The organism is Paenibacillus sp. FSL W8-0439, from assembly GCF_038008995.1.
Taxonomy (GTDB): Bacteria; Bacillota; Bacilli; order Paenibacillales; family Paenibacillaceae; genus Paenibacillus; species Paenibacillus polymyxa.
The window spans coordinates 488032-512500 of the sequence record NZ_JBBPAK010000001.1 but is presented as its reverse complement, the minus strand read 5'-3'; the positions used below and the strand labels follow the sequence as shown (position 1 = coordinate 512500).

The following is a 24469-nucleotide window of genomic DNA, read 5'->3' as shown; positions in this document are numbered from 1 at the left end:
TGGATCGCATGGGAAATATCCCCGATCCGATTACCAACAACAGCTTGCTCAATCCCTTTATACAGAGACTCTTTGGTAACGTCCAACAGCTTTTGGGCCTGCTCAGACACATTCCCCACCGCATACGACCAAGCGGAATCTGCCAGCCAGCCATTCAGGTTCACAACCATGTCGATCGTCACGATGTCGCCGTCCTTCAATGGTGTTTTGTTCGGAAAACCGTGGCAAATCACATCATTAGGGGAACCACAAGTTGCAAACTGGTAGCCGTTATAACCCTTTTGCTCCGGCGTTGCGCCATGCTTCTTCATAAATGATTCTGCAAAGGCGTCAATTTCCAGTGTCGTAATACCTGGTTTAATCATTTTAGCAATTTCCCGGTGGCAAGCAGCCAAAATTTCGCCAGCTTTTTTCATATTTTCAATTTGTTCTTTGGTTTTAATGATAATCATTAAATGTTCTCCTTCTTATCCATGTTCGTTCCACTTTTCACTGCTTCTTTTTTTCTGCTTCTATTGTAACGCTAAAAGCAGTGAAATGGAACCGATGTCAATTGATACCGTTTACAAGGGCTTAAACGGGGTTTATAATACTCCATAATTTGTATACAAGTATGCAAAATTATTGGCAAGATAGGAGTATTCTATGAAATATCCAACAACCTGGTTACAGGGCGCATCGCTTGGAGAGAGGATTGCTTGCGAACTCCGACTTCAGATTATACGTGGTATGCAGACACCCGGCACTGTTCTATCTGAAAATCAGATTGCTACCGATTTTGGTACCAGCCGTTCTCCTGTGCGTGAAGCCATGAAAGTGCTCTCAAGCGAAGGACTTATCCGCTTGGAGCGCATGGGGGCGGTTGTGATCGGCATGACACCCGATGATATGGAGGAGCTATTCGACGTACGAATGCTGATTGAGCATTTTGTTGTTCAAAGGTATGTACATAAGGATAATACGATATTGGTAAACACTTTAAATCAGATGATCGACAAAATGGAAGTCGCTCTCAAGCACAGAGATATCGCTGAATTTTCACTTCAGGATTTTAATTTTCATGAAGCTCTGGTTCTGGAAGCAGGCCATACCCGTATTCTCCATACCTGGAATGGCATGAGACAGTTGATCCTGACGGTTATGCTGGCTGCGACAGAACAACGTTTTGCGTCTAACATCGAAGAATCTCAAGTCACGATTCACAAGCACCGCACCTTTGCAAATGCTTTAAAACAAGGAAATGATCAAGAATTATCCCGACTCATTGAGGAACATTACCGAGACACTCGCAACGCGGTTAACGATAGCGTTTTGTCCTCCTATAGAAAGACATTATCCTAGCCGGAACATACCCGACAAAGAGCCAATTGTATCGCGTCTTTATGCCCACTCCAACTGACGCGGTTCTCTTTTCAGACTAGATTGTCGACAAGTATACAATTAACTATACATATTAGCACCTTTACTCTTTGAATGTTATGGAACCATCCTCTCCCTAGTCGCATTCGGTTTGATTATACTGCTGGATGTGTTAATTTAACGATAATAGCTAATAAGGTAAGTGAAGGGGAGAATGAATATGACTGAAACCCGATATATGATCGGCGTCGATATTGGCACGACCAGTACCAAGGCAGTGCTTTTTGAAGAAAACGGCAATATTGCCGCGCAGCATCATGTGGGCTATCCACTCCATACACCTGAGCCAGATGCGGCAGAACAGGACCCTGAAGATATTCTCAAAGCTGTCGTAGAGACGGTGCAAGAGGTCATGACACAAAGCGGAGTACCCGCCGAACATGTGCTGTTCGTCTCCTTTAGTTCGGCTATGCACAGCGTACTGGCGGTGGACAAGAACGGTAAACCACTGACCGCCTCCATCACGTGGGCAGATAATCGTAGTGCCAAATGGGCTGAAGCGCTCAAACATAAATACAATGGACACGATATTTACTTACGCACGGGAACGCCCATTCACCCCATGTCACCGCTGACAAAACTGATGTGGATTACACGAGATTTACCGGATGTTGCAGCCCAGACGTACAAGTTCATTTCTATAAAGGAATATGTCTTTGCCCGGTTATTCCACCAATATGTCGTGGATCACTCGATCGCCTCTGCTACCGGACTCATGAATTTGAAGCAGCTGGATTGGGATGAGGAAGCGCTCACTATTGCAGGTGTGACGAAGGAGCAGTTGTCCGAGCTGGTGCCGACAACTCATGTGCTAAAAGGACTGGACGCAGCCTATGCACATGACATGGGCCTGCTGGAGACGACCCCTTTTGTGCTCGGGGCCAGTGACGGTGTCTTGTCCAACCTCGGTGTGAATGCAATCAAACCTGGAGTTGTCGCTGTTACCATCGGCACCAGCGGAGCCATCCGTACTGTAGTTGATAAGCCTCTTACCGATGCCAAAGGTCGCTTTTTCTGTTATGCCTTGACCGAAAAGCTGTGGGTCATCGGCGGCCCGGTGAACAACGGCGGTATCGTGTTCCGCTGGATACGGGATGAATTTGCAGCCTCTGAGGTGGAAACTGCCAAACGCTTAGGAATTGATCCGTATCATGTGCTGACCCAAATCGCAGAACAGGTGCGTCCAGGCTCGGACGGTCTGCTTTTCCTTCCGTATCTATCTGGCGAACGCGCTCCTCTGTGGGACCCAAATGCGCGTGGCTCCTTCTTCGGCCTGTCCCTGCGGCACAAAAAAGAGCATATGATTCGAGCCGCACTGGAAGGTGTACTGTTCAATCTGTATACAGTCATGCTCGCTATGGAGGAAGTCATTGACAGACCGTCTGTCATTCACGCCACGGGTGGATTTGCACGCTCGGAGCTGTGGAGACAACTCATGGCGGATATTTTTGATCAGGAAGTCATTATTCCCGAAAGTCTGGAAAGCTCATGTCTAGGTGCAGCTATTCTAGGCTTGTACGCGTTAGGACGAATTGATTCGCTAGACGCAGTATCCGGTATGATCGGCACCACTCATCAGCATAAACCTGCGGCAGAGCACGTAGATATCTATCGCGATTTACTGCCGATCTATATTCGCATTTCACGTAAATTTGAAGAAGAGTTCAAGGATATTGCAGAATTTCAGGCCAAGTCCCTACAATCTTAAATTAGCGGAACCTGTTCTAACGTTGTAGCGTATTATCGTTTTATAAGACCTGTCTATGTCAGTTGGATAGGATAAGAAGGAGGATTAGACGATGCTCAAAAAATTACTGCACCGCCTGCTACATTCCACCTCTCATTCCCATAAGCGGCGATACAGCAGCTCAGATCGTTATTACGACCGTAGACGCCATTCTTCATCAGACGGATACAAGAACAGCCATAACGGTCACCGATATTACAAGGATAAACGCCGTCACTACTCCAGTTCCTAGCCACACAACAAAAAGCAGTGGCGGAGTACAACGTAACACAAGAAGCAAGCCACAGGCTCCTTAAGCTTATAAAGCGAAGCCCCTTCTCATCAAGGGCCTTCGCTTTATTGTTGTGCGCCCTTCGTTATGCAGAGCAACATCAGTGCATTTTACAGGAAATCGGCTATAACCTAAATTACAGAAATAGGGTTTTAGAGATAATCACCAACAAAATAAACAGTACCAGAATCGCTCCTACAGAGGTCCAGGCTCCTACGCCGCAACCCATACCGCCTACTCCACACATATGACTCATTTACAACACTCCCTTCGCTCATTTCAGGATCATTGTATGTAGACCTAGTCAAATGCGTAAGGGGCATTCCCCCATTTTTGCGGCGAATGCCTGTTTATTTTTAGGGATTAAAGTTATGGATTAACCTCTAACTGCAACAATGCTTCCTCCAACTCCTGCATAAACTGTCGACTATGTTCATAACGTGGACGAATTTGAAAAAGCCGCTCCAGTATATGACGCACAGGTTGACTCAGCATTAATTCTTCCTGCCAACTTCCAGGGGGTTGATCCGGCTGAGGCTCATAACTGCTATACAGCATAAAAAGCATGAAATGCCCAACATCATACAAATCGCTGTAGAAGGCGACATCTTGTCGCTCAGGTGCGCGCTTTTCCAGCATGGCTTCGGTGAATACATCCTCCTGTCGTTCTCCCACGGCCAGAGCAAGCCCAAAGTCGATTAGGTACGACTTCCCTTCGCGGTGAATTACGTTAGGAATACGGATATCGCGATGGATGTATCCCCGTTCATGCACATGCAGAACTCGCTCCATTAACTCTAAAATGTAGACGATACATTCCCGTTCCGTAAAGGAACGCTCCTGTTCAAAGATAAGCTCTTCCAAGGTCATACCGGAGACGTATTCCATGACCATATACATTCCGTCCGAATGTTGGTCAATTTCAAGCAACTTTGGAATATAAGGGTGCTCCATCTTTCGCATAATGTGAGCCTCGCGCTGCAATAGCTGAACTGCCTGCGCTCGTTTGCTCGGTCTGGGCAGTTTGACCGCCACCTCCTGTCCGCTGAGCCGATCCAGACAGAGGTAGGTTAGACCATAGCTACCCATGCCTAAAAGCGAACGAACACAATAACGTCCGCTCAGCAAATCACCAGGCTGTTTGGGATAATCTATCCATGATTCATAAATGTTCCGCAACCAAGCAAACATACTTAGATCCTTTCCTATACATGCCGCAGCCACGTTTCCTATGCGACTTGTCCTCGTATTCTTGTATTCCGTTATTATATCATCCACGCCAAAAGACCATCAGAGCCGGGTAGGTCTGATGGTCTTATTAGACAAGATAATGATCGTTATGCCTCTCTGCGGCTACGTGGTGTCAGACCGAGCCAGGACAACAGCGAACTGCGCGTTTTGCGTTGCCGGCCCTGATAGGTACGTAGATTAGTGATTAACTGCCGATCCCGTTCTTCCTCGACCCTTTCTTTCATCCAACGTTTATGGTCCTCTAGTTGGTTAGATAAGCTAACATTCTTCTCCACTAAACGGCTGTGCTCTGCTTCCAGTTCCTCCAAACGGCTCCGCATTTCCAACAAAGCGGTTTGCACCATATCCTGCATCTGCGCCAGTTCTTGTGGCTCTACAGACTCCTGCGTTTGTACGGATACAGGTGCTTGCTCCAATCTATACTCCATGGTTGGGGTCAAAGTCTGGAACTGTTCCTGCGACTGCATGGGTTCCTCTGATAGCTCCTGAACATTCATTTCATCCTCTATCTCTGTCAGCTCAACCGTAGCAGCAGCTTGCTCCTGCATGACCGTCTCTTCTCTACCCTCAGCCGCCGCCATTATTTCTTGCCAGGTTGCGGTCAGTGACTCAGCATCCGAGATGGGTGGCAAGCGGAATTCTTCATCCTCCAATTGGAAGGGAGCGGTTATTCTCTCAAGTACCACCTGAACGGATTGCTCCATTGTCATATGCTGCTCACGCAACGCCCTCCGCATCACCTTCAAGCACTCAATATCCTCTGAACTGAACATTCTTGACTGATTAGCGGAACGCTGAAACACATATCCCTGTTCCTCCAGCGCCGCTGCATATTTACGAAGGGTACTCGCCCCGATTCCCAGTTGCTTTGCTGCTTCCGTCGTCGACTTGCTTTCTTCCATTTAATCATTACCTCCCCGGATGGTATGGAAAGAAAAAGCTTGTATATGTAGGATTCGCGGAAACCATTGGAAATCCTTTGGCAAAATAGTTCTAATATTGCAGACTGCTAAGAACCTTTGTCATAAACGAATAATTTAAAAACATACAAGAAGCGACATCGCTAAGAATGCTCCTGCACTGTATACTCTTGAGACTCGTTAAGAAACGTCACATAAATGTCATACTCCCAATATTATTACGTAAACTTTTCTTCCATGAATATGGCTCATGTTATGATTTATACGGAAACCACTTATAAATAAATAGATACCTTACATCCTGTCTTCCAATAAAAGAATATGGATAATCTACACTTATTCTTTGATTAATCCTAAATTGCTCCCTCTATTCACCGTTCTTTTTTAATTTATCGGAATGAGGACAAAAAAATGGATATTTTCAAAAGATCAGCAATATGTTATGTTATGTAACGTAAAATGGATTTCAGGCATAATTTGTAGCATATTAACGTTCGTTGGAACGAGGAGGAAACATAAATGAAGGGGAAGGCAAGGAAAGTAGCGATTGTCGGCGCGGGAATGGTCGGTTCGAGCTGTGCCTACTCAATGGTCAATCAGTCCATTTGTGACGAAATCATGATGATTGACCGCACGTATGACCGGGCTTTGGCCCATGCACTGGATCTGTCCCATTGTATGGATTTTACGTCTACACGCACCAAGGTCCGTGCAGGCACATATGCAGACTGCACGGATATGGATGTTGTGATTATAACGGCTGGGTCCAATCCTAAACCGGGTCAAGACCGCCTATCTGTATTGGACGATGCCGTGCATATCACCAGAGAGATTGTAACAGCTATTATGGAGGGCGGTTTCGATGGTATTTTCGTTATTGCCGCTAATCCTGTCGACATTGTTACTTATCTGGTGCAGAGTATATCCGGTCTGCCGCGCAACAAGGTGATCGGCACGGGCACCTCTATCGACTCATCCCGGCTCAAGACGTTGCTTTCTGAGGTGTTTTCCATAGATCCACGCAGTGTACAGGGGTATGCCTTGGGCGAGCATGGCGAATCCCAATTCGTGGCCTGGTCGCACGTTACGATTGGCGGCAAGCCGCTCTTGCACATTTTGCGTCAGCATAAGGAACGATTCAGACACGTTGATCTGGATGACATCGCCCGTAAAACAAGGGATGCCGGTTGGGAGATTTTCACCCGCAAAGGTGCCACTTATTTTGGTATTGCCAATGCGCTGGCGTACATTACCCGTTCCATTTTGAATGACGATGGTAAAATTATAGCAATTTCTGCCGTATTGGACGGCGAGTACGGACACACTGATGTCTGCACGGGCGTTCCAGCAATCATCGGCAGTAGAGGAATTCAGGAGGTCATCGAGCTTGAGCTGAGTCCAGAAGAACAAGCCAAGTTTGACGCCTCTTGCCGCCTGATCAGCGATAATATTCGTGCTATTTCAGGCTTAGTGTAAGCCCATAGAGTAAGTGTCTTATTCAGAACACGAACCTGCAGCACAGCAAAAAAGCTCCTTACCCTCTTTTTAGGATAAGGAGCTTTTGCAGTTTCCACATTTCGTCTTATATCTCTTTATAACGAAATATCATCAGGCCAGCAAACGCAAACACGACAAAGCTACCCAGTACCACTATCAAAAGTGTATCCGTTGGCACCATGAACGCCCCGAAATTGTCTCCCCCGCTCGGCATCATCGCCAATAGAGGCTGTGTCCATGGATAGTATGGACCATAGGTCTGAGAGTTGGCGACCAGCATATTGGGCACGGTGAAGACGAAATTCAAAGCAAGCGGTGCAGCAAAGCTAGACCACAAAAAGGACACCATCAGTTGCAAGGCAGCCAGCGGCAGACAAGCAACCCAGCCTGCAAGCAGGCTTTGGGCGATTGCGGCCCAAGGAATCGGTCCGCTCATTCCCTGCACAGTTCCAACACCCAGCAGCACTACTCCAAACAGCAGCTGAGTCAGTCCGACCATAGCCATAATGATGGTCAGCTTGGCTGCGTACAACCCCGTGCGAGACAACGGCAACGACATCAACTGCTTCCAGCCGCCGCCCCCATGCTCGAATCGGCAGACTAGAGACCCAAACACGGCGGTCAGCATCGGCAGGAACAGCATTGCATGTATTGTAAGCATGGCCGCCAGCAGCAACAGCCAGTTTCCTCCTGGATTCGCCAGCAAACCAATCAGGACGGCAATCGCTGGACTGACGAGCGCAAGCAGCCAGACGGGCGATTTTGCTATTTTCATGCGTTCGACAGAAAGTAGCCGCACGTATCCTCCAAGCATTACGCCACATCCTTTCGACTAAAATGAGCTGCGGTCAGCAGGCTGAGAATTGCACCTGTTCCGCATCCGATGGACGCAAATATCCACGCTTGTGGCGCAACCCATGCGAATTGCGGCCAAGCCAGCGGAAACCATTCGGACAACTGGGAAGCAAACAAGCTCCCAATGCCTAACGTAATGCCCAGTGTTACAGGTAGCGCTTGATTATGGAACGTGACCGTTAGCCACAACAACAATACGAGTATAGGCAGCGTGCCGCCCAAGGGCCAAAATCCGAGCCGCAGTAGCTCCCCTATCGGTGCAGGCTCTCCCCCAAAGCCAAGAAGCATTCCTAATGTCCAAGTCCCAATCGTCAAAAGTAGGCAGGACACGCACAGCATTCCAATGGCTAATGTTAGCTTTGCCATATAAACACTAAATTTGGAAATAGGCAAAGCCAGCAGCTGCTTCCAGGAGTTAGATGTATGCTCCACATTCGCCAACATGGAAGCGACCATCGTAGCTCCAAGCACCAGCGCAAGGGGGACAAACAACGCGATGTTATCCATCAAGCTTTCCCATAAGCGACCCTTGTATCGCGGAATCAGATAATCATAGCGGAGTCCGAAATTCAGTCCCTGCATGGCCACCAGCCCAAGGGGACCGAGGAATACCAGGAACCATATTCCCTTTCTGCGTGCTTTGAGCAGATCCGCTGTCAGCGCTCGCAGCATCATAAGGAGCCCCCTCCTTTGCCCACCACCTGCATGAACATATCCTCCAGCGATTTGCGGCGTTCCTCCACACGATATACAGCATGTGTGTTTTCCACCAATCTTCTGACCAGCAGCGCAACAGCCGCGTCATTCATGTTGTCAAAATCCAGCGCTGCCCCGTTCATCACTGAATGGTAGCCCTGCTCACGTGCAATGAATTGGGCTGCTTCCGGCTCCGATACTACGATCCGAATCCCCCCTGCGGACTCTTGACGGAGATTGTGAATTGTATTTTGGAAGACCAGCTGTCCTTCACGGATAATGCCGACGGTATTAGCCATATGCTCTACCTCACTCAGCAGATGGCTGGATACCAGTACAGTGATCCCCCGCTGCTTGGGCATCGCCTGTATCAATTCGCGCATTTCTTGAATGCCCTCGGGGTCCAAGCCATTCGTGGGCTCGTCCAGAATTAGCACTTCGGGATTGCCGAGCAGGGCTGCTGCGATACCAAGTCTCTGCTTCATGCCCAGCGAGTAGCCTTTAACCGAGCGTTTGGCGTGCTTGGTCAGCCGAACGACCTCCAATACTTCCGCAATGTTCTCTTTCGGTACATTCAAAATACGACGGATAGCCTCCAGATTTTCGATGGCGTTCAAATGACCATAATATGAAGGATACTCTACCAACGAACCGACTTTACGCAAAATATCGAGTCTATGTCTGCGGATATCTTTGCCGAATATACGGATCGTTCCTCGAGTTGGGCGAATAAGCCCAAGCAGCATGCGGATTGTTGTCGTTTTCCCTGCTCCATTCGGTCCGAGGAATCCGTAGATATCTCCCCGTGCTATTTTCAGGTCCAGCTGATTAACCGCGGCGCGGCCTTTGTATATTTTGCTGAGACTGTTCGTTTCAATAATTGTTTCGTTCAAGTTCCTCACCTCGACACCTATCGTAACGTGCCAAGTTTAAAGCCAAGGGAACTCTGAGTTTAAGTTTTGTTTAAAAAACGGATTTGCGTCCCGGCTGATGAACTAGAAATCTCCCTCTCCAAATTCATTTCACGCGCCAAAAGCTCTGTAATCGCCAGGCCAATTCCAGCTCCTTTTTCACTGGATTGCTGTTCCATTCCCGGGCCTTTATCTGCAATGACCAATGCCTCTCTTCCGTTATCCTTCTGTACTTGAATACCGATATATCGACCGGAGGCGGCATGCCGAACTACATTTTGAAAAAGATTGTCCAGCAGACGGCGGAAGCCTTGCTCATCGACATTCCATACCAAACTATGCTCAGGCAGGTCGATATCCACTTCAAAGCCTTCCTTTTCCCACACTGGGTACCAGCTGGCTGCACACTCGCGCACCAGCCGCAAGATATCACGCGGCTCGTTATTCATGGTGTATTTGCCACTGGATAGCAGATTATAGGCTAGCAAGTTGTCGATCAGACTCCCAAGGTCCTTTAACTTATTTTCCATCAGTGTAATCGACTGCTTCCCTTTGCTGCTGAGATTTTCCGCATCCAGGGTATACAGATGGCTGCGCACAACCGTAAGTGGTGTTCGAATATCGTGTGACAGATCGGCGACTAGTCTCTTCCGCAGTTCCTCCTCCTGACGCTCACGTCCTCGACTCTCTGCCAACTGCTCAACCATCCGATTAAACGACTCTTCCAGTTTGCCGATTTCATCCGGGCGTCCGGTAGCAACGAGAATGGGTAATCCATCCTCGCCTCGCTGCGACATGGCGGCCTGAAGCTGCAACAGCCTCCGCCGAATGCCTCCAAAAAACAGAAGCGATACGAATATAAAAGCTCCCAAAACCAATAGAATAAAAAGGAGATAATACATTAACATGCCAGTGTCACTAGTCGGATGTTCAAAGAACGAACGGGGCACTTTTAATACCATATAGCCCTGATTCACATCATCCTTGCCCCCGCCAATAAAGGCCACGACCGTAAACGGCCCCTCAGAGCTGGCTTGCTTCATAAAAGCTATAGCTTGCGCCGCACTCCATTGTTTTGGAATGGTAGGTTGTGTCGGTAGCTCCAGTCTGGTTAACCCTGCGGTATCGACCCAAAATATTTGTGAATCTGGGAACATATCCTGCTGTATTTTACGCAGATGGGCTGAAATTTGCTCTGGATTAGCTCCCTTCAAGTCTATAGCTTCTCGATGCCAGCTATGTTCAGTATGGGTCGTAGAGAGATAGTAAGGATTCTTGGGCTTGATATCCGTCTGCAAATTCAACAGTATGCTATATATCAAGGTTGTAACAGGCAATACAATGGGCAACAACATCATAGCCAACACAATAATGACCAAATAGCGGAACAACAGTGAATTACGAAACCGCCCTCTTTGGGCTGGACGGGAGCTGCGACGCCACCATGCCCACCTCTTACGCATACCGCTCATTATGCTTTCACCCGATAACCTACACCACGGATCGTCTCAATGATGCGGGGTGCCGCAGGATCAATCTCCAGCTTTTCCCGTAAGTGCCGAATGTGGACCATTAAAGTTTTGTCTCCGTCGATATATGGATCTCCCCATACCGCCTCATACATTTGCTCTTTCGTCATAATCTGGCCCAAATGCCGCAGCAAATAAGCAAAAATATGATATTGCTTGCCTGTTAGCGTAATTTCCTCCCCGGTATCACGATTCACAATACGATTATCTGGAGGAAACACAGACAGATGCCCCAGTTGTAAAGATTCTTCGGACACGCTTCCTGATCGCCGCAGCAAAATCTCCATACGTGCTATGAGTTCGTCGGGGTGAAAGGGCTTTGTCACATAATCGTCAGCAAAATCCAGTCCTTGTAACTTATCATCAATGGACGTACGGGCAGACAACATGAGGATGGGAAGCTCCGGGTACTCTTTCTTGAGCCGCTTCCCAATGGTGAACCCATCCAGGCCGGGTAACATCACATCCAAAATCACGAGTCGGCACGCGCGAGCTGCTTCCACAGCTCCATCCCCACTGCGAAGCCAGGTTACAGCGTAATTCCGCTCTTCCAAATACTGATGCGTCCAAGCACCAATATCTTGATCATCTTCGATGTATAGCACATTTGTTTTCATAATAGACACCTACTTATCGTTTTTCTTTTATGTAATGGGCATTATAGCAGTTATGGTACATAACCCACTTAAAAAGGTTAATAACTACCTTATACGACATACGCTTCACAATTTCAAATTTGAATGCAGGTGAACAAGGAGGCCTATCTGATGCTGCTGGAAGCGATATACCACCACCCGAAACGTAATTGGGCTTTTGGTTATGATGATGAAACGATAATTTTACGGCTCCGTACAAAGAAAAATGACCTGACTGCTGTTCACGTTCTTACCGTAGATAAGTACGACTGGGATCGTACTCGGCAGCTTATTCCGATGTCTAAATTTGCCACCGATGGCAGGTTCGATTACTACGAATGTACTGTAAAGCCTACTCACCGTCGGCTGAAATATGGATTTTTGCTGGAAGACGGCGAGGAACGAATTTGGATGAACGAGAACGATTTCACCACCGAGGAACCTCAAAATGCAGACAGTCTGTTTCAATACCCGTTTCTAAATCCGATTGATATATTGAAGCCACCTGCATGGGTGAAGGATGCTGTTTTTTATCAGATTTTCCCGGAACGCTTTGCCAACGGCGACCCCTCCATTAGCCCGGAAGGTGCTGAGGACTGGGGTGGCACACCGCAAAAGGACAATTTTTTCGGTGGTGATTTACAAGGAATTCTGGATCATTTGGATCACCTGAGCGAGTTGGGGATTAACGCCATATATATGACCCCTGTCTTCAAGGCGACGACCAATCATAAATATGATACCGAGGATTATATGGAGGTGGACCCGCACTTCGGGGATAAAAAGACATTAAAAAGGCTGGTGGAGGCGTGCCACGACCGGGGAATCAGGGTCCTGCTCGATGCGGTGTTCAACCACTCGGGGCGTACTTTTAAGCCATTCGTTGACGTACTGGAGAAAGGTGAAGCCTCTCCTTATAAGGACTGGTTCCATGTCCATAGCTTTCCACTGGAAGTGAACGATGGCACACCGACCTACGATACATTCGGGCTAGAACCGATGATGCCCAAGCTGAACACAGAGCATCCTGAGGTAAAAGAGTACCTACTGAATGTGGCAAAACATTGGATTGAAGAGATCGGTATCGACGGCTGGAGGCTGGACGTGGCAGACGAGGTGGATCACGCCTTTTGGCGTGAATTCCGTACGACGGTCAAGCAGGCTAATCCAGATGCATATATTTTGGGTGAAATGTGGAATGAATCGTCTGAATGGCTTCAGGGGGACCAATTCGACGCGACGATGAATTATCCGTTCACCTATGCGGTGAATGATTTTTTCGTCAAAAAAGTGACCGATGCCCAGAGCTTTGCCTTTGCCATTGGGCGACAGCTTGCCCGCTATCCACAACAGGCATCCGAGGTTGCCTTCAATCTGCTGGATAGTCATGATACACCGCGCCTGTTGACACTGTGCGGGGGCGACAAGCGACTGATGCGGCTGGCTGCTTTGTTCCAGTTCACGTACATGGGTGCGCCCTGCATTTTTTACGGCGATGAGGTCGGTCTGGATGGAGATGCTGATCCAGGCTGCCGCCAGTGCATGGAGTGGGACACCGATAAGCAGGACCACGAGCTGTTCGACTTTTATCGTGAGCTGATCGCTCTTCGCAAGGCACACCCTGTCCTTCGTGATCAAGGAAGCATCACTTTCCTGGAGGCACAGCCGGAAGGTGCTTCACTCGCCTATGAGCGCCGCAGCGACGATGAAGTGCTGCTTGTGCTATTCAACCGTTCCGATGAGCATCACACTTTTGAACTGTCTATTCCAGAGCAGGAATGGGAGGTAGCCTTTGGCGAAAGCCAGTGGTCCGTAGGACCGGAGGGGCTGCATGTCGAGCTTCCACCCTACGGATACGCTGTGCTGAAGGCAGCACCTGCCCGGTCAGTAAAACCTGCTTAAGATGGTGGTGTGAAGACGAGAAGAAAGGCATAAGTTATGTAGGCGCGGATGCTGATGAAAGCACCTGCCGACTATGGCAAAAAACGAGATCGCCGGGAACAAGTTAGATAATTTGTTGCCGGCGATCTTTTTACGTCGAGGATGTAGCTTTTGCACAAGCTGATTATTTATTTTTGACATCTGTTCTTACTACCCCAACATCCGAAGCATTGATCGAAATGGGGTTACCGCCTTGTCCTGTGTGAGCTGATGAAGATTGTCTAACATCCACCCTAATTCTTTTGCCCTTAAAGCCCGTTCGTCTCCTTTTTCCCAATGCCATGGCCTCCTTAAGTCTTCGTGGCTTTATAAACCTCTCAATATGACCTAACTGTGAAGAGATATGCTATATGCATATGCCGCTGAAGAAAACAGGTCTCGGCGAATATTCGATCATAGCGAAAAGAGGCGATTAAAATGATTTTATCCACACAAAAAAACCGCTTCAAATGAATTACCTTTTGAAGCGGTTTTTGAGCGGCTACCTGAGCCAGTACAGCAGTCTAGGCAGGTAGCGTCTGTGTTTTCAATTGCACGTACAACTGGTGTGTCACCTGCTGCGGCTCAATACCCAACTCATCTTCCAGTAAGCTGACGAAGCTTTCATAATGCTTTTGAGCAGCTATATACTCTCCCAGCTGGGCATAAGCAGTCAGCAGCAAACCGCAGATATCATCTGAATAAGGTTCACGCTGCTGTAGGTTGAGCAAGCGTTGGACGGACTGCCGGGCACGACCTGAACGGAGCTCTTCTCTAGCCAGTTCTGAAGCACATGCCAGATACATATTGCGCAGCTTTTCTCTTTTTGCATACGCCCATGGGTAATCGTGCTCCTCCAGATAATTGCCACGGTACAGAGCCAACAGGCTCTCGATACGCGGCGTACCGCCGCTGCCAGACGCCGCCCACTCGGAAATTCCCCGCTCGAATAGCTCCACATCTGTAACCCAGCCATTACGGTTCAAACGATAGCGATCCAGATTGTACTCCAGCTTCGTATCTTGCATCCGTTCTTTCAGCGCCTTGCGAATTTGGTAAATGGACGTGTGTAGATGAACAACAGCCTTGTCCAAATGATATTCGGGCCACAGCGCATCCAGCAATTGCTCCTTGCTAACCCATTCCCCTTCATGGTGTAGTAAAAAGGAGAATAGCTCCTGCGACTTTAATGTACGCCATTTGAATGGCTTTGCTCCCACAGCTCCTTGTCCATCCTCCAAAATTTCAAGCCTTTGAAAACAACGCACTTTGGGTAATTGCTCTGCTGCGACGACCGAGCTGGAAGGACGGGAATCTGCCAGCGTGGCTACAATCCGATCCAACGTTTTATTAAGCCGCCGGGCATGAACAGGTTTTAACAAGTAATCCAGTGCTTGCAGTTCGAATGCTTCAATAGCATATTCCGAGTACGCAGTCACAAAGACGATATGAATATGCGAGTCCAGCTGTTGAATCCACTCGGCGGCCTCCAGTCCGTTCATCTCCGGCATTCCGATATCTATAAAAACAATATCCACACGTTCTGCCGCCAGATGATCCAACCCAGCTTGTGCAGACGTATATTTGCCCATGACCGTTAATCGTCCGTCTGCCTCCAGCAACCGTTCCAAGTAGGTTAGTGCCGACCTCTCATCATCAATCAATATCGCCTTCATCTGTGTCCGCGCTCCCTTCCTGCTGCAACCATCCATTACAATGCTCCATGACCAAGCTGTCTGCTTTACCATCCGATTTTTAATTTCTTATATTTTATATATCGTATAAACTCGGGCGCGACATTAGCTTTTTTCGGCAGATGCACTGTATTTTTTATTCATTCACTAGGGCGAGATAAGGTCATTTCCGGCACACGGAAGCTTACTGTCGTCCCTTGCATAGGATTGCTTTCAATCTGCAATCCTTCTCCATACATATGGATCAGACGGCGATGGATATTACGCAGCCCCACACTGGAGGATACATGCTCCTCCGACAGTAAGTGTCGCAGTCGCTCTGGCGGAATCCCTACGCCGTCATCGGTCACGCTGACCACAAAATCGGCTCCAGCCTCTTGTACAATCACCCGCACCGTTCCACCTGTGGCCCGCTGCATTACACCATGTCGTATTGCATTTTCCACAATGGGCTGAATGCTTAATGGCGGGATCAGCGACCGGATGTTCCTCCCTACCTCTATAGTCACCTGCAAACGTTCTTCAAATCGGGCTTTTTCCAATGCCACGTACGATTCTACCAATTCCAGCTCCTTGCATAGCGGAACTGTATTCTCCCTGTTCTGAAAATCAAAGCTTCCCCGCAAATACTGGCTCAGCTCCATAAGCAGCTCCGCTGCTTTGTCCGGGTCTACCGCTACGGTCGAAACAATGACATTTAATGCATTGTACAGAAAGTGCGGCTTGATTTGTGCCTGTAAAAAGGCCATTTCCGAACGCACCGCTTCCTCTGCCGAATGGCGCATGTTCAGCAGGGTGCGCACACGCGCCTTTAATTCCTCAGCATCAACAGGCTTACGTAGAAAGTCATTGGCTCCAGCCATGAAGCCTGCACGGATATCGCCGGGCAGGTCGCGTGCCGTCAGCAGCAACACGGGTAGTTCGGAGAGAGAATACCGTTCGCGAATCCGTCGGCACAGCTCAATACCGGACATTTCTGGCATCATCCAGTCCGTAATGACTAGGTCAAATCGGGTACGGTTATTCAGCAGCTGAAGCGCCTCCTCAGCATGTTCCACAGCCACCACACTACAACCTGTGGTGTATAACAGCTCCTCCAACACCCGAAGGTTAACCTCATCATCATCTACAGCCAGCACTCTGTAAGGAACATTCCTCATTTGCTCCAATCCATCTTCTTCAAGCGGATTCACATCCTGACTCGAGGTCACACCAGGCTGCAATATAACCTCAGACAAAACATTTTTTTGAGCTTCATGTGCCGACGTACCAGTCTCCGCTAAGGGCAGTGTAAAATAAAAGGTCGAACCTTTACCCAATCTGGACTCTACTCGGATATGGCCTCCATGCAGCTCCACCAGACGACGGGTTATGCCTAACCCAAGCCCAGTTCCACTATATCCTTCGTCCTCAGCATTCGCCCCTCGGTTAAAAGGTTCAAATATGTGCAAAAGATGGTCTGGGGCAATACCTGGTCCGGTATCCTTCACACTAATTTCCATTTCGCGGTTCCTGGTCTTGGCAGAGATTACGATTTCGCCTTCCTCCGTAAACTTCATCGCATTCCCCAATAAATTGTATAAGATCTGATTCAGGCGATGTTCATCTGCATCCACCTTAGGCAACAAATTAGGCCATTCTTTGACGAATTGGAGCTTTTTCTTACCTACCGAATGACCCAATACCTCCAGCACAGAGTTCACTGCAGCTTGTACGTTTACAGGCCGGCGGTTTAAGGCTAATCTTCCATTTTTCAAATTAGAAAAATCCAAAATATCGTTAATCAAATAGGAAAGCCTGCGCCCTACATTCGCAATCAAGACCAAATTGTGCTTTTGCGGCTCATTGAATTGTGTCCCATAGCGGTCTAGCATGGATTGAGCAATATTAATAATTCCATGTAGAGGAGTGCGCAGCTCATGTGACGTGTTCGCCAGAAATTCGTCCTTTAACCCATCCAGGGTTAGCAACCGTCGTGATAGGTTCTCTACCTCCATGAACGAATATACAAAACGTTTGGCCAGCAACAGTGTTTGAGCCAATACGAATATGAGCATTTCATAGGCTGTCACCCCACGTACATCTCCCCATCCCAGAACATACACAAAATTGGTCACCACAATCATAAGAATGCTCATAATACTAATGACTAGCAGTGCAGCATCGTCCGTACGTTGAACAAGTCCACGAATTAGGATCAGTAATACATATCCCACACTGACTACACCAAAAAGAAGGATAAACGTTTCAAAGGATGAGAGTACCAGTGTAGGTAACAATAGCCCCATACCCAGCATCAGTGCAGTTGTAATACTATAGAGACGCAGCACGATTCGATTCATAACAATCTGCGTTGAAAGATGAACATACCGAATCAGAAAATAGTAGAACAGCGTCGAAGAGAACGATTGAATTTTCAATATCCATTCATAAGGCAAATCCGGCATTCCCCAGACTAGCAGCTTCTCTCCATGTGTCAGAATGTAAAATATTGCCGCGACGCAAAAGCATGCTAAGTAAAGCAAGGCCTTCTCTTTTTTACGTAAAAGGTACAGCATGATAAAAAATACAGTAGGGATAAAAAATCCAGCGACCAGTACGGTGTCCTCCGCCATCGCTACTTCCCGGCTATGCGTAATACTGGCATAATCACCAAACAGCAGCGGATAAATGATTCCCCCGGAGGAATAGCTATAATTAGCCACATGCACGATAATATCAGTCGCATGTCCATCTATTGCAGCAAATCCAACAAAGGGGGCGTTGCCCTGTTTGCCTTTTTCGGCCGAAACAGAGGGAATACCGCTTGCCCCCACCTCTGCTCCATCAATCCATACTCGGCTAGAGTTGCGAATGTTTTGCATATGGATGCCGTACAGATTTTCCAATTTTTCAGGTAAAAGTACACGAATATGGTAGGTACCATATCCAGTCGCCTGTCCCCCAGGCATCCACTGATTCCATCTACCAGGCACATCCACAATTTTGGCGGAAGATCCGGTGCCTGATCCCAATTTGGAGGAGTTTCCACGATTTTCCCAATCCTGATCTCGCGTTTCCTGAAAAGATGAAGGCTGCAAAAGTTGATTAGGATAAAACTCCCACTCTCCTCCCAACTGTACAGCGCCTTCCTTGTCGGGGTCCCAATTACGTAAATCAATAACACCGTTGTGAGCTTTCCAATGACTGTTTCCGGATAATACACCCGACACTAACGGATACACCGGCAACGCAACCGCAAGCAGAAGTATAATAAAAAATAAAATACCCTGTTTTTTCATAAATCCCCCGCTCTTTTCAATAACGTCTATCTTTTTGTATCGGTTATTCTATCCAGCTACATTAGAAGCGTTGTCCATACAAAAAGGGACGCCCGCCGCAGATAAAATCTGTGCGGAATCGTCCCCTTCTATACATCCTTGTAGTTCCTAACTTTTCCTATTAAGGAATCAAACCGTCATCATTGCCACCGCCAGGAATCGATCCTGAACCGTCGCCGCTTCCTGTTCCGCTGCTATCGCTTGGCGATGTTGCTCCACCATTGCTGTCGCTGCTTCCTGTTCCGCTGCTATCGCTTGGCGGTGTTGCTCCACCATTGCTGTCGCTGCTTCCTGTTCCGCTGCTATCGCTTGGCGGTGTTGCTCCACCATTGCTGTCGTCGCTGCCTGTTCCGCTGTTATCACTCGGCGGCGTTGCTCCACCGCTGCTGTCGCCGCTTCCTGTTCCGCTGTTATCGCTTGGCGGTGTTGCTCCACCATTGCTGTCGCTGCTTCCTGTTCCGCTGCTATCGCTCGGCGGCGTTGCTCCACCGCTGCTGTCGCCGCTTCCTGTTCCGCTGCTATCGCTTGGCGGCGTTGCTCCACCACTACTTTGTTGCTGGCTGTCTATAAAATCTTTATACTCCTGAATCGCATCTTCCAGATTCATATAATTTTTCTTAACTTCCGGCATAGGATAATACGGGTCCAGACGATTGAATGCATCCACTACTCTGTGAAAGTAGACCGTCGTAGGATCTGTACCATTTACTGTAAGCAGATTGTTCGCAATGTTCTTGATCTCATTGATATCAAGATCAGTTACGATCCATTTGGATTGGTAGTTCACAAACGCTGTAATCAAATCTGTGTTAGCCTGGTCTACCTGCAGCTGTGTGCTATCCGGATTATTAAGCACAAGGTTTGCCAGATTAATTTGCCATTGAAGTTCTTCGTTATCTTGCTCGGTATAATGACGGCCGTACGTCAAAACTTCGTTACTAGCCAAATTGATATTGTAATTCAACAACATAGTATCCACCGCTATAGGTGCAGTATACTGGCTCTGTACCTGTTGCAACTCCTCATATACAGGGACAACGTCTTGCAATTCAAAGTTGGGCAATCCCAAGAAGATGGAGGCATGCTCTGAAGCAGAAGACAAGGCTTGCTGAGCCTCAGCGCTTAATGCGCCTGAATTTTGCATCAAAATTCCATTGATCGCTGTCTGCATTTCTATGACTTTATCTCTCAATTGTAGTCTTTTCTCGTTATATTTTTCAATATAGGTCCCTTTAGCCTGACTTAATTGATTATAAGAGATCACCAATTGTTCCTCAGGAGTAAACGGCATAATGAGTGCAAAGTGGGCTTGTACTGTTTGTTGATCTAAAAGCATCATTTCCGCATTCAAGTAATTACGAGCCACAGGGTCAGACAGCAGTTTGAGTTGAACATCTTGAACCAGCTGCTGCAGTTTTTCCCGAGTTGTAGCAGGCACTGGGGCAGTGAATTCCGCAAGCCTTTGACTCAGCTCCATATTCAAGTTCAATACATCCAGCTGCGTCATAGCGGTGTGCATCTTCTCTGTATATTCCTGAATGAGGTTGTCTAGTTCAGTATTTTGAGAACCACTCTGATCGTAGATAACCTGCGCTTCTTGTAAAGTATTTTTAAGCACTGAGAAGTCCACTGCTTGCAGTGCTAGGAATGATTCTGTGGCACCTTCTATTTTTTGTGTCCATTCCTCCAACTGCTCAGTTGTAGATAATGGATTCAGATATACTTTTGATCCTTCCCTCACTATGGACTTGTAACGCGCTTTGTCCGTTCTCAAATTCTCCACACGATCCGTTACATCGAGAAAATGCAGATAGGCATCTCTGAGTTTTACTGATGCTTTGTATACCTTGATTACTCGACCCAAGCTTTCTACTTCCCGATCCACAATATTCTGAGGCGCATTCCCTTCCAACACATTGTTGCCAAATCGAATCGCTTGACTTAGCGAGTCATCCCAGAGAGGCGGAAATTCGTCACCAATCTTTCGGTTTTGTTCAAGGGTAGTCGAAGCTAACTGAATCAGTCTAGTTAATTCCTGTGTTCCAATCACCGGTTCTGTAGCTGAGGCTGTGTACACAGAAACGTCCTGTTTCAATGTGCTGAGCGCTTGATCTACTTCTACTTGTGTAGCTGCTGTATTGTTTAGTACCAGCATAGCTTGATGGATGGCTATGGACAGGTTTTCCTTCGCTCCGGCTGGGTAAAGTGCTTGATCCGTTCCACCCTCGCCTGCACGCTCCAGCAGTTCTTTGGCTGCATGGACTTCTGTCTCCAGCCGACTGCGGTCTACGCTGATAATGTCACTGTTGTGTTTTTTCTTATCTTTGCTGTCTGTATCCGTGACAACCGCTCCAGTAGAGGACGATTTCGTCGTACCATTCACGAGACTAACAGCTTCTTTCATCGCATTATAGTTGATAATAACATCCTGTGGCTGTTTTTGTTCCGGCAGGTTAAGCTGGCTGATTGCTGCTCCCTTAGCCAACGTAATAAAAGGAACGCCCACATATTGAGATGCATCCAGCAAACCAATACTACCGTTAACCAACAGCTTGCCAAGTCCCTGTTGCAATGAAACACGACTAATCGCAGCATTACCTTCGGTCACGATCGATGCATCATTTTTCAGCGTCAAGTTGTCAATCTTTGTCGTCCCGGTTGCTGTCAATTGTGCATCTTGAGAGCCAAGCTCAACACCAGACCATGTCGTATTTTCCAAAATGGCTGATACCGGCTGGGTACCTGAGCCTTTGATTTCTAATACGCCTGTGGAGGACATGTTTTTCAAGGTTACCGAACCATTGACGATTAGGCGTCCATCAAAAGACACACCCTTACCGTCAAATACGCCACCGTCTGCGTTAATTTCCAGCTTATTTACACCTGTGAGTGTACGCAAATTACGGTTAAGATCGATTTTTGCCCCTTTTAATACCGCTTTATTATTTTCACCGAACAAACCTTGCAAAGATCCTTCCAGTTGGTAAGGGATATTTCCGATTCGAACCGTATTGCCCTCTGATTTCACTTCTCCTACTGGATGATCCAACAGGCTAACAAATACTTCGGCACCACTCTCCCGGTTCAACGGATTTTTCAAATCTGTTGCAGAAGCATCCTCTGATAATAGACCATAATTGCGAGCTACCTGAACTGCATTTTGCTGGGCGTCCGCATTACCTGCATCCTGCAAGTCCATTGCGCGTACTAGCGATACGATCAGTTCTTCCTTGGTAATGGCATCCCCCGGACGGAACAGTTCTCCGTTGCCTGTCATATACCCGGCTGCACGTACAGCCTCAATATAGGGAGCACCCCATGCATCCGACGACACGTCCATAAAAGAAGTTTGCGACTTATTGTTAACTTCCAACTGGAACAGACTGCACAAAATCTTAGCCGCTTCGGCGCGGGTCAAATTCTTTTGTGCCATAAAATCGCCCTGATTACCACCTGTCATCAAACCCAAAGTGCGAGCTTGTGCTACAAATCCAGTTTCACTTTGCGTATCTGCTGTCGCTGCATAAGCAGTCTGGGCGCCGCCCATCCAAGGCAGAGATACAATGGAGCCTGAAGCAATCCCCAGCACCATTGCAGATGCAATCCATTTATTTCGATTTACAAGTTTCAATATTTTCACTCCTAGACGCTATTTATTGGCATATATCCTGTTATATCAAAGGCTTTAGTCATGTTTAGTTCTACGATTTATGCAACCAAGGAACTATGCTAAAAGAATTATATGAAATCCCACTGAACCGATTCTGAACAATTAGACCTATACAACGTGTTTCGTAGAATATTGCTTGACTTGGAGCTAACTACACATGGCCTAATATGCTTGTATTCATTTAATTTATTGCTGCGAATGGTTATTTAGACAGAACTAGCAAGGATGGGTGAGACGGTGGAAAATGACTATGACCGTTCTAATATAAGAAATGACAAGAACGCCCTATCCATTGATATAGGGCGTTCTTGATCAGAATGAGGAGGTGAAATCTAAATATTTGCAATTTGCTCATAATGAGCGAGGATGCTCTTGGATAATGGAATAATGCTAGAACCTAACATGCCAACTACATATGTTGAATATCCGTTTTGTTCATTAACCCCTGCGTGCTTTGCGGGAGAGCAGGTTGCCCAAGGATTGAACCCCTTGTACAAACACGACTAGAATGACAACGGTTATGAGTATAACCAGCGTATCAAAACGTTGATAGCCATACGCTATCGCCAGATCGCCAATGCCGCCGCCGCCGACCGCACCAGCCATAGCCGTTGCACCAATCAGTCCAATGGCGGCTGTCGTTAACGACAAAATCAGAGAACTGAATGCCTCGGGCAGCAAAAAGTATCGAATGACCTGAAACGGAGTCGCTCCCATCGCATCTGCTGCCTCCAATATCCCCGGATTGACCTCCAACAGCGAATTTTCGACCAGCCTACCGATATAGGGTGCTATATAAATAATTAAGGGGACAATTGCCGCACTGGTCCCAATGGATGTATGCACAATCAGACGGGTTAACGGAATGATCGCGATTAGCAATATAATAAACGGTAAGGAACGAACAATGTTAATGATCGGATTTAAAATACTGTACAGCCATTTGTTCTCCAAAATTCCGCCTGAACGGGTGACGACGAGTAAAATACCGATAGGGATACCAATCAGAGCACCAATAAATAATGATATGCTGACCATAAGTATAGATTCATACAAAGCTTCCCACAGTTGATCCCAAGTTATCGTGGTTCCTGTAATCATCATAGACTTTCCACCTCCTGAATATGAACCCCTTTGCTCTTGATAAAATCAACAGCCTGCTGAACGGCATGCTGCTCACCGCGCAATTGAAGTGTCATATAGCCAATCGTCGTTTCTTGAATCTCCGTCATGTTGGCAAACAAAATGTTCACATGGATATCGTGCTTCCGAATCAATTCATGAACCACTGGGTCGGAAGCTGCCTGTCCGATAAATTCCAGCTTGTAGATGCGTTGCGACTCTTGCTGCTCGAACGTTTGCAGCACACTATCCGGCACTTGATCGTGAATAACTGTGCGTACAAAGCTTTGCGTCGTTGGATGCTTCGGCTGTCCGAATACCTCCAGCACGTTGCCCTGCTCAATGATTTCTCCCTTTTCCATGACGGCCACCTTATTGCAAATCCGCTGAATCACCGACATTTCATGGGTAATGATCAAGATGGTGATCTTGTATTCCTTGTTGATTTTGCGAAGCAAATCAAGAATAGACTGCGTGGTCTGCGGATCAAGTGCCGAGGTTGCCTCATCACAGAGCAAAATGGACGGGTTGCTCGCAAGCGCCCGCGCAATCCCGACACGCTGCTTTTGCCCGCCGGAAAGCTCGCTGGGATAGCTATTTGCCTTATCCGATAATCCTGTGAATGCCAGCAACTCTGTTACACGCCTCTCAATTTCCCGCTTGTTGCGCTTGAGCAACACCAATGGAATGGCAATGTTTTCGAATACTGTTTTCGATTCCAGCAGATTAAAATGCTGAAAAATCATTCCGATCTTTTTCCTTACTTTTCGCAGCCCGGAGGTCGAATAGGCATTTAAGCTCTCCCCTTCGACAAGAACCTCACCAGTCGTTACTTTCTCCAGACGATTGACCAAACGGATAAGCGTACTTTTCCCTGCACCACTAAATCCGATAAAACCAAAGATATCTCCTTTATCTACTGTGATATTTATATTCTTTAACGCTTGAATGCTTAAGCCTTTTCTTACATAGGTTTTGGATACATTCCTAAGTTCAATCATAGCTCCTAACT

General features: G+C 47.4%; 19 protein-coding genes (1 of these 19 cut by a window edge). 5 read left to right on the top strand and 14 right to left on the bottom strand.

What is annotated here, in order from left to right; genetic code table 11:
- Positions 1-452, bottom strand: partial view of a type I methionyl aminopeptidase gene (map, locus tag MKX36_RS02235; RefSeq protein ID WP_013369117.1) — the 5' portion only. Its footprint begins 295 nt before the window's first position; only the first 452 of its 747 coding nucleotides appear in the window; the start codon lies at positions 450-452; its stop codon lies beyond the left edge, outside the window.
- A gap of 193 nt (positions 453-645) precedes the next feature.
- On the opposite strand from map, the gene MKX36_RS02230 reads away from it, so the two are divergent.
- From MKX36_RS02230 to MKX36_RS02220, 3 genes are all read left to right on the top strand, one after another.
- Positions 646-1341, top strand: coding sequence for a GntR family transcriptional regulator (locus MKX36_RS02230; protein ID WP_039276682.1), 696 nt, complete (start codon positions 646-648; stop codon positions 1339-1341).
- A 238-nt stretch (positions 1342-1579) separates the two neighbouring features.
- Entirely contained in the window at positions 1580-3127 is a 1548-nt protein-coding gene (gene gntK / locus MKX36_RS02225) for a gluconokinase (RefSeq protein ID WP_340864139.1), read from the top strand.
- 91 nt (positions 3128-3218) lie between these two features.
- Positions 3219-3398: a hypothetical protein gene (locus tag MKX36_RS02220; RefSeq protein ID WP_080561121.1), complete on the top strand. Its 180-nt coding sequence runs from the start codon at positions 3219-3221 to the stop codon at positions 3396-3398.
- A 175-nt stretch (positions 3399-3573) separates the two neighbouring features.
- Here MKX36_RS02220 and MKX36_RS02215 read toward each other — a convergent pair whose 3' ends face one another.
- From MKX36_RS02215 to MKX36_RS02205, 3 genes are all read right to left on the bottom strand, one after another.
- Positions 3574-3693, bottom strand: coding sequence for a hypothetical protein (locus MKX36_RS02215; RefSeq protein ID WP_013369112.1), 120 nt, complete (start codon positions 3691-3693; stop codon positions 3574-3576).
- 113 nt (positions 3694-3806) lie between these two features.
- Positions 3807-4628: a serine/threonine protein kinase gene (locus MKX36_RS02210; protein ID WP_340864138.1), complete on the bottom strand. Its 822-nt coding sequence runs from the start codon at positions 4626-4628 to the stop codon at positions 3807-3809.
- Positions 4629-4774: 146 nt separating this feature from the next.
- Positions 4775-5590 carry a MerR family transcriptional regulator gene (locus tag MKX36_RS02205; RefSeq protein ID WP_340864137.1) on the bottom strand — a complete coding sequence of 272 codons (816 nt, stop codon included), beginning with the start codon at positions 5588-5590 and terminating at the stop codon, positions 4775-4777.
- A 537-nt stretch (positions 5591-6127) separates the two neighbouring features.
- Between MKX36_RS02205 and MKX36_RS02200 the strand changes: the two genes are divergently transcribed.
- Positions 6128-7084, top strand: a complete 957-nt coding sequence (locus tag MKX36_RS02200; protein ID WP_016818814.1) for an L-lactate dehydrogenase — start codon at positions 6128-6130, stop codon at positions 7082-7084.
- Positions 7085-7190: 106 nt separating this feature from the next.
- On the opposite strand, the gene MKX36_RS02195 is transcribed toward MKX36_RS02200, so the two are convergent.
- From MKX36_RS02195 to MKX36_RS02175, 5 genes are read right to left on the bottom strand one after another with little or no spacing between them, the layout of a single operon-like run.
- Positions 7191-7919 (bottom strand): ABC transporter permease, encoded by a 729-nt coding sequence (locus MKX36_RS02195; RefSeq protein WP_123796686.1) that lies wholly within the window; start codon positions 7917-7919, stop codon positions 7191-7193.
- Positions 7919-8635 carry an ABC transporter permease gene (locus tag MKX36_RS02190; protein ID WP_031462713.1) on the bottom strand — a complete coding sequence of 239 codons (717 nt, stop codon included), beginning with the start codon at positions 8633-8635 and terminating at the stop codon, positions 7919-7921. Before MKX36_RS02190 ends, MKX36_RS02195 begins: the two co-directional genes overlap by 1 nt.
- The gene (locus MKX36_RS02185) at positions 8632-9549 is read right to left on the bottom strand and encodes an ABC transporter ATP-binding protein (protein WP_153794591.1); all 918 of its coding nucleotides are present in this window, start codon (positions 9547-9549) and stop codon (positions 8632-8634) included. Before MKX36_RS02185 ends, MKX36_RS02190 begins: the two co-directional genes overlap by 4 nt.
- Before the next feature lie 59 nt (positions 9550-9608).
- Positions 9609-11039: a sensor histidine kinase gene (locus tag MKX36_RS02180; protein ID WP_340864136.1), complete on the bottom strand. Its 1431-nt coding sequence runs from the start codon at positions 11037-11039 to the stop codon at positions 9609-9611.
- Positions 11039-11713: a response regulator transcription factor gene (locus MKX36_RS02175; RefSeq protein ID WP_017427209.1), complete on the bottom strand. Its 675-nt coding sequence runs from the start codon at positions 11711-11713 to the stop codon at positions 11039-11041. Before MKX36_RS02175 ends, MKX36_RS02180 begins: the two co-directional genes overlap by 1 nt.
- Before the next feature lie 150 nt (positions 11714-11863).
- Between MKX36_RS02175 and MKX36_RS02170 the strand changes: the two genes are divergently transcribed.
- Positions 11864-13633: an alpha-glycosidase gene (locus MKX36_RS02170; protein WP_340864135.1), complete on the top strand. Its 1770-nt coding sequence runs from the start codon at positions 11864-11866 to the stop codon at positions 13631-13633.
- A gap of 542 nt (positions 13634-14175) precedes the next feature.
- Here the strand turns inward: MKX36_RS02170 and MKX36_RS02165 are convergent.
- The 5 genes from MKX36_RS02165 to MKX36_RS02145 all read right to left on the bottom strand — a co-directional run bounded on the left by MKX36_RS02165 (position 14176) and on the right by MKX36_RS02145 (position 24458).
- Positions 14176-15327, bottom strand: coding sequence for a response regulator (locus MKX36_RS02165; RefSeq protein WP_017427207.1), 1152 nt, complete (start codon positions 15325-15327; stop codon positions 14176-14178).
- A gap of 158 nt (positions 15328-15485) precedes the next feature.
- Positions 15486-18626 (bottom strand): hybrid sensor histidine kinase/response regulator, encoded by a 3141-nt coding sequence (locus MKX36_RS02160; RefSeq protein WP_340864134.1) that lies wholly within the window; start codon positions 18624-18626, stop codon positions 15486-15488.
- Between the two features lie 160 nt (positions 18627-18786).
- A complete protein-coding gene (locus MKX36_RS02155) occupies positions 18787-22296 on the bottom strand; it encodes an S-layer homology domain-containing protein (protein ID WP_340864133.1) in 3510 nt (1169 codons plus the stop codon).
- A 477-nt stretch (positions 22297-22773) separates the two neighbouring features.
- Positions 22774-23439, bottom strand: a complete 666-nt coding sequence (locus tag MKX36_RS02150; RefSeq protein ID WP_340864132.1) for a methionine ABC transporter permease — start codon at positions 23437-23439, stop codon at positions 22774-22776.
- Positions 23436-24458, bottom strand: coding sequence for a methionine ABC transporter ATP-binding protein (locus MKX36_RS02145; RefSeq protein ID WP_016818826.1), 1023 nt, complete (start codon positions 24456-24458; stop codon positions 23436-23438). Before MKX36_RS02145 ends, MKX36_RS02150 begins: the two co-directional genes overlap by 4 nt.
- Positions 24459-24469 lie beyond the last annotated feature (11 nt).